At 68.9% G+C, this 9,133-nt stretch carries 8 protein-coding genes and 1 pseudogene; 4 read left to right on the plus strand and 5 right to left on the minus strand.

Going from position 1 to position 9,133, the window contains the following annotated elements:
* From AB0M52_RS25135 to AB0M52_RS25145, 3 genes and pseudogenes are all read right to left on the minus strand, one after another.
* The coding region (locus tag AB0M52_RS25135) for an AMP-binding protein (RefSeq protein ID WP_363958273.1) at nt 1-1,743 on the minus strand (1,743 nt) is incomplete at its 3' end.
* Nucleotides 1,744-1,760: 17 nt separating this feature from the next.
* Nucleotides 1,761-2,708, minus strand: a pseudogene (locus tag AB0M52_RS25140) (radical SAM protein); the annotation flags it as partial.
* Nucleotides 2,709-2,828: 120 nt separating this feature from the next.
* Nucleotides 2,829-4,028 carry a lipase family protein gene (locus AB0M52_RS25145; RefSeq protein WP_363958276.1) on the minus strand — a complete coding sequence of 400 codons (1,200 nt, stop codon included), beginning with the start codon at nt 4,026-4,028 and terminating at the stop codon, nt 2,829-2,831.
* A 157-nt stretch (nt 4,029-4,185) separates the two neighbouring features.
* Here AB0M52_RS25145 and AB0M52_RS25150 point away from each other — a divergent pair, with 157 nt between their 5' ends.
* The 3 genes from AB0M52_RS25150 to AB0M52_RS25160 all read left to right on the plus strand — a co-directional run bounded on the left by AB0M52_RS25150 (nt 4,186) and on the right by AB0M52_RS25160 (nt 7,293).
* Nucleotides 4,186-5,718: a VOC family protein gene (locus tag AB0M52_RS25150; protein ID WP_363958279.1), complete on the plus strand. Its 1,533-nt coding sequence runs from the start codon at nt 4,186-4,188 to the stop codon at nt 5,716-5,718.
* A 118-nt stretch (nt 5,719-5,836) separates the two neighbouring features.
* A complete protein-coding gene (gene merB, locus AB0M52_RS25155; RefSeq protein WP_363958282.1) occupies nt 5,837-6,463 on the plus strand; it encodes an organomercurial lyase in 627 nt (208 codons plus the stop codon).
* Nucleotides 6,464-6,573: 110 nt separating this feature from the next.
* A complete protein-coding gene (locus tag AB0M52_RS25160; protein ID WP_363958285.1) occupies nt 6,574-7,293 on the plus strand; it encodes a hypothetical protein in 720 nt (239 codons plus the stop codon).
* A 4-nt stretch (nt 7,294-7,297) separates the two neighbouring features.
* On the opposite strand, the gene AB0M52_RS25165 is transcribed toward AB0M52_RS25160, so the two are convergent.
* Nucleotides 7,298-7,786 carry a heavy metal-responsive transcriptional regulator gene (locus AB0M52_RS25165; RefSeq protein ID WP_363958288.1) on the minus strand — a complete coding sequence of 163 codons (489 nt, stop codon included), beginning with the start codon at nt 7,784-7,786 and terminating at the stop codon, nt 7,298-7,300.
* An 84-nt stretch (nt 7,787-7,870) separates the two neighbouring features.
* Between AB0M52_RS25165 and AB0M52_RS25170 the strand changes: the two genes are divergently transcribed.
* Entirely contained in the window at nt 7,871-8,197 is a 327-nt protein-coding gene (locus tag AB0M52_RS25170; protein WP_363958290.1) for a thioredoxin family protein, read from the plus strand.
* 76 nt (nt 8,198-8,273) lie between these two features.
* Here the strand turns inward: AB0M52_RS25170 and AB0M52_RS25175 are convergent.
* The coding region (locus AB0M52_RS25175; protein WP_363958293.1) for an AraC family transcriptional regulator at nt 8,274-9,133 on the minus strand (860 nt) is incomplete at its 5' end.

Consider the following 9,133-nt stretch of genomic DNA (forward strand, 5'->3'; position numbering starts at 1 on the left):
CGCACGCCACCGCACCACATCCCCAGTCCGATACATCCGACCCGAACCAAACGGACACGCCACAAACCGGCCAGCCGTCAAACCCGCACGACCCAGGTAGCCGCGGGCCAGGCCGGTCCCGGCCAGGTACAGCTCGCCTGCCACACCGACTGCTGTCGGCTGGAGGTAGCCGTCCAGCACGTACGCGCGGGTGTTGCTCAGCGGACGACCGATGACCGGTGTGGCGGACTCGCGCACCCGGCAGCCGAGCGCGTCCACGGTGAACTCCGTGGGTCCGTAGATGTTGTGGCTGTCCACCGCCGGTGAGGCCAGCAGCCGGTCCCAGAGGCCAGCGCCCGCCGCGTCGCCGCCCAGCATCACCACGGCCGGCGGGTGGCCGTCCGGGTCCAGCAGGCCGTTCTCGATGAGCTCCTCGGCGTACGCGGGGGTGAGGTCGAACAGGTCGAGCCGGTGCTCGCGGGCGTAACGGGCGAGCAGTTCGGCGTCCCGGCGGATGTCATCGTCGATCAGGTGCAGCTCGTGGCCGGCGACCAGGGCCAGCAGGCCCTCCCAGGACGTGTCGAAGGAGAGCAGGGCGGCCAAGGCGACGCGCAGCCGGCGACCGCCTACCCGGGTGGAGCCGTCGGCGAACATGCCGTCGCGGTGGTCCTCGTACAGGTTGGCGAGCGAGCGGTGCTCGATCAGCACGCCCTTGGGTCGTCCGGTGGAGCCGGACGTGTAGATGAGGTAGGCCGTGTTCTCGGGGCGAAGGGAAACGTCCGTCAGGTCCCGGTCGGGTCGGGCCGCCACCTCGGCGGCGACGGCTGGGCAGTCCAGCTGCAGTATCGGCGCCGGCGACTCCGGCAGGTCGACCGCCGAGGTGGTCAGCACCAGGACCGGGGCAGCGTCGGTCAGCTGGAACCGGAGCCGGGCGGCCGGCTGATCCAGGTCCAGCGGCAGGTAAGCACCACCGGCCTTGAGCACGCCGAACAGCGCGATCACAGCCTCCTCGGTCCGCGGCAGCGCGATGGCGACCGTGGACTCCGGGCCAACACCGGCCGCTACCAGGTGATGGGCGAGTCGGTTGATCCGGCCGTTCAGCTCGCGGTAGGTGAGCCGGGTCGATCCGAACACCAGCGCGGTCTGGTCCGGGGTGGCGGCGACCTGCCGCTCCAACTGCTCGATGACGGTCCGGTTCTCGGCTGGCCGACCGGTCGCGTTCCACGTGTGCACCATGCGGTAGCGCACAGCCGGGTCGAGCACCTCGACCCGGCCCACCGGCCGGTCCGGGTCGTCGGCGACGGCCCGCAGCACGGCCAGGAACTCCTCGGCCAGGGTGGCCACCGCGGTGTCGTCGATCAGCTCCGGCCGGTGCTCGATGCGGAACCGCAGGTCCGCGCCGGGCAGTGCGGCCAGCGCCAACGGGTAGTGAGTGGGGTCATGCCCCTCGGTGCCGACCACCCGCAGGTCGGCCGTCCTCGCGGCGCCGGCGAGCGCGTCGGCGTCCAGCGGATAGTTCTCGAAGACCAGCACCGTGTCGAACAGCTCGCCGTGCCCGGCCAGCTGCTGGACCTCGGCCAGACCTAGGTACTGGTGGTCAAGCAGCTTGGCCTGCTCGGTCTGCACGGTGCGCAGCAGGTCGGTCAGCGACTGCCACGGGGACAGCCGCACCCGGGCCGGCAGCGTGTTGATGAACAAGCCCACCATCGACTCGACGCCGGTGAGCTCGGCCGGGCGGCCGGCCACGGTCACCCCGAACAGCACGTCTGAGCGGCCGGTGAGCCGGCCTCGCTCAACGTGCGAAGAGCGACGACGAGATCCTTCGTGGTGTGTCGCTTGTCGAACACCTCGAGAACGGTGTCGTCGAAGCTTTCGACGGCGGTGGTGACGAGCACGCAGCCGGTGTCGCGCAGCAGCGGCATCATCTGCGGGTAGGCGACGAGGTGTTCCACCTTGATCGTCACGTCGTAGCTGAGGGCCGGGAACCGCTCGTGAAGGCGGGTGACAATCGCGGCGGCGTGCGTCGGCCCATTGAGAAAGTCCGGATCGCCGAACGTGATGTGCTCGGCACCCGCCTCGACCAGGGCGGCCACGTCCGCATCGACGACGTCACGCTGAACGACGCGAAAACGTCCGCCGTACACCGGCACGATCGGACAATGCCGGCAGACGTGCTTGCAGCCGCGGCTGGCCTCGGTGTAGCCGACAGTCCGTCGGGTGCCGTCGGGCAGTTGCAGCGAGGCGTACGACGTCAGTGGTGGTAGTCCCGCCCGGTCGGGCTGCCGGAACGTCTGGCGGTCCAGGGAGATCAGCGGCAGCGTCTGACGTACCGGCGGGTCAGGTGAGGTGGCCGTCGGCGGCGATTGCGATAGTTCGGACACCAGGGCGGTCAGCGGCGCCTCGAACTCGCCGCCGAGGACGGTGTCGACGCCGAGTGCACGCAGAAGGCTCTCGTTGACCGGTGCGTAGAGGCCGTACGCGCACAGGTGCGCCGTGGGGTTGAGGACGCGCACCCGTGGGATGAGCTCGACCGCCATCCGGGTGGCCGTGTGCATTGGCAGGTAGAAGGCGACCACCTCGGCAGCCTTGACGGACGCCTCGGGGAACGACTCAACAGCAAGATCGACTGCCGCCACCTCGGCGCCTGCAGCGCGCAACCAGGCCGCCGGCGAGGCAAGCCCGAAGGGCTGATGGCCGAGTTCGTACGTCGACAGCAGTAGCACGGGTATCGGTCGGCGGGCGCGTTCCCTGTCCTGCATGGCAGCAGTACTCACCGCGTGTCCTCTCGCGCGATCCGCGATTCAGCGAAGCATCCGGCTAACCGGAAGTCAACCACTGCCGCCGATGTCTCAGCCAGATGCGGCACAGGTGGAGGAGGCGGTGGCACCGGCCAACTGTTGCTTGAAGAAGGCGAGGATCTCGGGCAGGGCTGCGGGCAGGACGTCGACGTGTCCCTTGCCGGGAAAGAGCTTTGCGGTGATCATCGCGCTCGCGGCGCAATATCGCTGGCGCAACTCGCGCGCATTCTGCAGGGGGATGGTGTCGTCGACCTCACCGTGCACCAGCATGATCGGCACGTCCGGCGCCGCGCCGCCGAGCTCGTTCTTCGCCAGCAGCGCCCGGACCTCGGGTGCATCCAGGACAGCGCCGGTGCCGTAGGTGTCCGTCCTACCGTCGGCGTACTCCCCCAGAATCTCGTCCACGCACCTGCCGGGGATCTCATCGAGGGCGGTGCTGCCGGCCGCCGTCAGTCCGTCCATCGCGACCTGCGGATACGCCGTCCGGTAGCCGTGCGCAGTCATCAGGACGTAGCCGAAGTAGGGACCCCCGGCGAGCTGAGCGTCGAGTTCGTCGAGACCCGCCGGGACGGCCACTCCCGCCGCTCCGACCAGACGGATGTCGGGTGCGTACTTGGCGTGGATCTCGGCCGCGTACAGCGCGGCCGCGCCCCCCTGCGACTGCCCGAGGATGAAGGCGCTCGCACCGGTCGCGTCGAACAGTTGGCTGCCGGCGCGGATCGAGTCCAGGACGTTGCGCGCCGATGCCTCGTTGACCATGAAGGGGTGTTCGCCCGGTGTACCCAGCCCCTCGTAGTCCGAGGCGACGAAGATCGCACCCTCCGCGATGGCCCGCCGCACCAGGGACAGTGAGTCTCCGGCACCCCGGGAGTAGCCACGCGACGGGGCACAACTGTCGTCCAGACCGACCGTCCCGTGGGCCCAGGCCAGAATCGACCGCGGACCGGCCGACGCCGGCTCCTCCGGCTGGAACGCCACACCGGACACGGCGACCAGGTCACCACTCGTCGCCGTGGACCAGTAGAGAATGGCGAACCCGGTCAACCCGTCAGGGCTCGGCACCGGTCTGGCCCAGATAAGCTGCCCCGGTTTGGCGTCGGACGGCCGGGTGGGCGGCTGGTAGAAGGCGTCACCGGCCGGCCCGGGGGTCGCCAGCGGGGCGGCGGTGCCGGCCTCGGGTGGGCTCGTGCCGTCGCAGCCGGCTCCGGCGAGCACACCGAGGATCGTGAGGAGTGCGAGGGCGCGCCGCATGCGTCGCAGGCTAGCAACCGGGCACAGCAGACGACAGGGATCGTCGTGGAGCGCCGTACCGGCTCTGGCGGCTGAACCGCGACAGGCGGTACCGTCTGTCAGATCCGCGATTCCGGATGCCAGGACGGCAGCACCGTGACACTGAGGAGCGGACGCGATGGGTGGCATCAACCGCGAACACGTCCGGTTGCACAGCGTCCCCTGTCTCCTGGTCGACCAGGTCGTCGAAGCCGCCGAGTACTACCGGGACCGGCTCGGGTTCACCCACGTCGAACTGCTCGAAGATCCCCCGGTCGCGGCGGTGGTCCGGCGAGGTTCCGCCGCGGTGCTGCTGCAGGCCGTGAAGCAGTCGGGCGACGTGTCGTTACGCCAGTTCGCGGAGCATGCCTGGGACGCCCTGTTCGAGGTGGACGACATCGAGGCCCTCGCCACCGACCTACGTCGGCGTCACGCTAACGTCCAGGTCGGACTCGGTATCACTCCCGTGTCGGACCGCACCCTCGAAGTACGCGACAAGTGGGGCAACGTGCTCGCGTTCGCCGAGCGCGCCGACCGCCGGCGGCTGAGCGCACGCCGTATCGCCCGGGCAGCGGTACCGGCACCGGTGCGGAGATCCTGGGCGCAGGCCCGCCGGGACCGTGAGGATCGTCCGCACCAGCGGGAGCTACAGCGTTTCTGCCGATCACTTCGCGGCTCCGACCCGTTCTACATGTATTTCACCCGTGGGCTGTTGCACTGGGTCTACCAGGCACAGCGGCACGTCCCGGCCGACGTCAACCTCGTTCTCCTCGGCTCCGACCTGCCCGACGCCGAAGTCGACTGGCTGCGGGCGAACGTCGACCGCCCACTGCACAACATCCGCCTCGGCGTCGATGACAACACGACCTGGGAGTTCCTCTTCCGCGCCAACGACCGTAACTTCGGCTGGCTCGACATCGACTGCTTCGTCCTCGCCCCGCAGCTGTTCGCCGAGATGGCGATGATCGCCGACGATGTCGCGGTCAACGGGATCTGGACCTACCCGGTAGCCGACGGGCTGCCGATCGCCTGCACCCACTTCGCCTTCGTCAACCTCCAGGCGGCCCACGCGCTGCACCGAGGTGGAGCGGCGATGAGCCCGACGAACTACGACTGGCGCGGCTCGAACATTTCTCTGATGCATCCCCGGACCCATTGCCGGGTGCCCAGCCCTCGCCAGCGCCGGGAACTTCTGAAAGTGCTGCCGCCGGACGCGCACGGGCGACCCCGCCCACCCGGCGGCAGCCCCTTCTTCGACACGCTTGTCGCCTACCAGGTCAGCGCGTACGCCAACGGGTACCGAACCCACCCGGTACGGCCACTCGCGCACCGTACCGAGGACTCACTCGGCGAGACCGCGAACGGGAAACGGGTCTGGCAGCAGGACATGAGCCCGGAGGTCGTGCACGTTGGCGGCGTGAGCTACTACCAGCGCTACTTCCACTCGCCGGCGCTGCGGGCGATGTATCTGGCTGCGGAGTACGCGATGCTGCATGGCCTGGTCGACCGTCTCCCCGCGTCCTACGGCGGCCGCCTCGCCCGCATCACCACGGGCCTCGCCCATCACCGGCTACGGCCGTCCGACGCCGTCGCGTTGGTCCACCACCATCTGACCGAGGACCGCGGCCTTCCAGGGCCCGCAGCCGACCAGGTCCTGGGCGGTAAGCCCTGACCGAACAGCCGGTGGTCACGTGCGGACCCGCGTCGCTAGGCTCCGGCCAAGGCACTGACCAGCGCCGATGTCGTCGCGCCGTGATGGCCCGACCGCAGGACACCTCCGGAGGTCGAAGGTGCGGACGTTACCTCTCCCCGAACTGAGCGAGGTCCAGAACGAGCTCGTCCGCCAGGCATTCCTCCGTCTCCTGCACAGCGGGCATCCGGTTCCCGAGACGCAGCTGAATGTCGCGACGACGGCCGGCCACGTCGACGCGCACCACGAACTTGACGCGCTGGTCGCCGCCGGACGCGTCCGGCGCGACGACAACTCGCGCGTGACCGGCGCCCTCGGTCTGACGCTGGAAACCACTCGGCATCGCCTCCTGCTCGCCGGACGGACCTGGCACACCTGGTGTGCGATCGACGCCCTCGGCATCCTCGGCGCGCTCGACGCCTCGGGCAGCATCTATTCGACGTCGCCGCCGGACGGTCGCGTCATCGAGATTCACTTCGAGCAGGGCCGCCCTGCTCGGGGCGACCTCTCCGCCGTGGTCTACGTCCCGACATACCGTCCGGGGGCATCCGTCGTGGCGACCTGGTGCCCCAACGTCAACTTCTTCGAATCGTCGAGCGTGGCAGCGGTTTGGGCATCCGGTGCCGGGGTGGACGGGGAGTGCCTCCCGCTCGTGGCCGCGGGTGACCTGGCCGCCACCCGCTGGCGAGAGCGGCTCACGCCGAGCGGATCCGCAATCACCGGGTGAGTCGCCGTTGGGGTGCTGCCGAGCCGAGTCGCCTTGCCGATAGCCCACGCACTCCCACTGAGTTAAGCTGATAGAGATTCATTAATGCATGGTCATGATGGGAGAGCACCATGCGCGCGACCCGGCTGACCGGTCTGTTGCTCGGCATCCTCAGCGCGGCAACCCTGACCGCCAGCCAGGCGGTCGCCGCGCCATCAGAGCGAACCGACGAGGAAACGCTGAAGGTCTTCCTCGAGGCGGTCGCTGCGACCCGTAGCACGGACTACAAGCTTGCCGTCCGGGCGGACCGGGACATGCTCACCGGCGCCGTCTCAACGGAAGCCCGGGCCACCGCGGTCACCCATGTCACCGAATACTCGCAGTCCACGTTCGTGACGCTTCCCGACCTGATGTACGCCCAGGGCGAGTTCGGCTTCGGACCCGAGGCGTTCATCGAGCTCATCTTCGGACTCATGCGCGTGAACTGCGCGTTCGCCGCAGTCGCCGATCCGGCGATGGGGCTGAGCATGGCCGGGGCGGCCACCACCGCCGACAAGAGCGACGACCGCACGATTCGCGGCACGTTCGATCTGTCCCGGATCGACGGACCGGAAAACACGATGATGACCGTGAAGCATCTGAGGACCATCCTCACGCCGAAGGCCACCGCGATTCCCTTCACGGCCGTCATCGAGGATCGCTATGTCCGGTCGTTCGAAACGGTGCTCCCCCGCGCCGACGGCACCCGACTGGTGTACCGGATGGAGCTGTCGGAGATCGGAGCGACGAACAAGATCGCTGTCCCGCCCGACGGGAAGATCATCCCGGCGCCACCCGAGCTCTACGAGTAACGCCTCACGGCGTACCCGAGTCACTGCCGGTGCGGCGGCCTGATCCGATGCCCCGTTGGTCGGGTCGAACCTCATGCCGGCGTTCGGGCCGCTGCGCTCCAACCATGACGATCTGACAGATGTCCGTTCCGGAACACTGCGACGGGTCGAACGCCTCAGCTCTGTCCGCGAGATGCCGCAGTTCCCGCTCGGCGTTCTCAAGTTCCGCGATGCGCGCGCGTACCTGCGCCAAGTGCCGGCCGATGAGATCGGCGACCTGTGTACATGGAGCATGCCCGCCGTCGCGAACGGCCAGAATGCCGCCGATATCGGCGAGAGTCAGCCCAGCCGCCTGGGCGGTGCGGATGAACCGCAGGCGGACCAGGATCTCCTCCGGGTAGTCACGGTAGCCCGCCGCCGTCCGCCTCACCCTCGGCAAGAGCTCGATCTCTTCGTAGAACCGTAGGGTCTTGGCGTTCACGCCGCTGGCGGCGGCAAGCTCACCGATACGCATGAGGCAACCGTACGCCCTTGACCTTCCACCAGGCTGGAAGGTTTACCGTGCCGAGCACGAACGGCCACCGAAGGGTAGGAGATCATGCTGGTCACGCTGCTCTCAGTTCCGGGCTGCCCGCACGCCTCCGTGCTCAGCCACCGGCTCGACGAAGCGGTCGCCGGCCGCACCGACGTGACCGTCATCCACCAGGTCGTACGCGAGCCGGACGAAGCCGACCGCGCCGGCATGCACGGCTCTCCGACGATCCTCGTCGACGGCACTGACCCCTTCCGGCGGCCAGACGAACCAACCAGCCTCTCCTGCCGCCTGTACCGCAACCTGGATGGCGGCGACCAAGGGATGCCGACGGTCGAGGAACTCCGCCGCGCGCTAACGAAGAATGCCGTGTGCGGCGAGGGGGCTGCGTAGCTGGGCGACACCTCGCCGCGGACCTGCTCTTGTCCACACAATCCCCGGCGGGAGTATTTGTAGCGGACTGATCCTGTCAGGGCGTGGTCTGGGCGGCGTTGCGCAGACGTGTGGCGTCCTGGCTTGGTGGGACGCCGAACTGGCGACGGTACTCGCGGCTGAACTGCGAAAGGCTGCCGTAACCGACGCGGCGGCTGACGGCAGCGACGTCGTCGGCGTACGCGGCGAGTTGGAGTCGGGCGTGCTGAAGCCGGATCTGTTTCTGGAACTGGATCGGGCTCAGCGCGGTGACGGCATGGAAGTTGCGGTGGAAGGCCGAAACGCTCATGCCCGCTTGTTGCGCCACCTCCTCGACGAGGAAGCGCTGCATGTAGTTGTCGCGGATCCATCGCACGGCACGGGCGACGTGGCTGAGGCCGCTGTCGGGCAGGCCGAGTTGGCGGACCATCGCGCCCTGGTCGCCGGTGATGAGCCGCCAGAGGATCTCGCGTTTGATCAGCGGCGCCAGCACCGGGATGTCCCGCGGTTGGTCGAGCAGGCGGACGAGCCGCAGGACGGCGTCGAGGAGCTCGGCGGACGCGGTGCTGACGGCGAGGCCGGCCGGCACGTCGTTGCCGATGTCCGGCAGGTCGCCCGGTGCCACCTGCAGCAGTATGTCGGCAACGGCGGTCGGGTCGAGGTTCAGGCCGACGCCCAGGCCGGGAAGCTCCGGGCTGGCCACGGTGAAATGGCTGCTCACAGGCAGGTCGACAGATGCGACGAGGTAGTCCCCGGCACGGTAGTGGTAGACGCGATCACTCAGCGCTACCCGTTTGGTGCCTTGGGCCACCACTGCGAGCACCCGGCCGAAGATGGCCGGCGTCGGCGGGTACGGCCGGTCGGCCTTGAAGATCAGCACATCCTCGATCCCGGTGGTGAGGTCGGGTCGGGCGTGGC

Origin of the sequence: Micromonospora sp. NPDC051296, assembly GCF_040682255.1 — a bacterium.
Classification (GTDB): domain Bacteria; phylum Actinomycetota; class Actinomycetes; order Mycobacteriales; family Micromonosporaceae; genus Micromonospora; species Micromonospora craterilacus.

Coding starts and splice junctions, on each gene's coding strand:
- AB0M52_RS25145 (WP_363958276.1), bottom strand. CDS start 4,028: ATGCGGCGCGCCCTCGCACTCCTCACGATCCTCGGTGTGCTCGCCGGA.
- AB0M52_RS25150 (WP_363958279.1), top strand. CDS start 4,186: ATGGGTGGCATCAACCGCGAACACGTCCGGTTGCACAGCGTCCCCTGT.
- AB0M52_RS25160 (WP_363958285.1), top strand. CDS start 6,574: ATGCGCGCGACCCGGCTGACCGGTCTGTTGCTCGGCATCCTCAGCGCG.
- AB0M52_RS25165 (WP_363958288.1), bottom strand. CDS start 7,786: ATGCGTATCGGTGAGCTTGCCGCCGCCAGCGGCGTGAACGCCAAGACC.
- AB0M52_RS25170 (WP_363958290.1), top strand. CDS start 7,871: ATGCTGGTCACGCTGCTCTCAGTTCCGGGCTGCCCGCACGCCTCCGTG.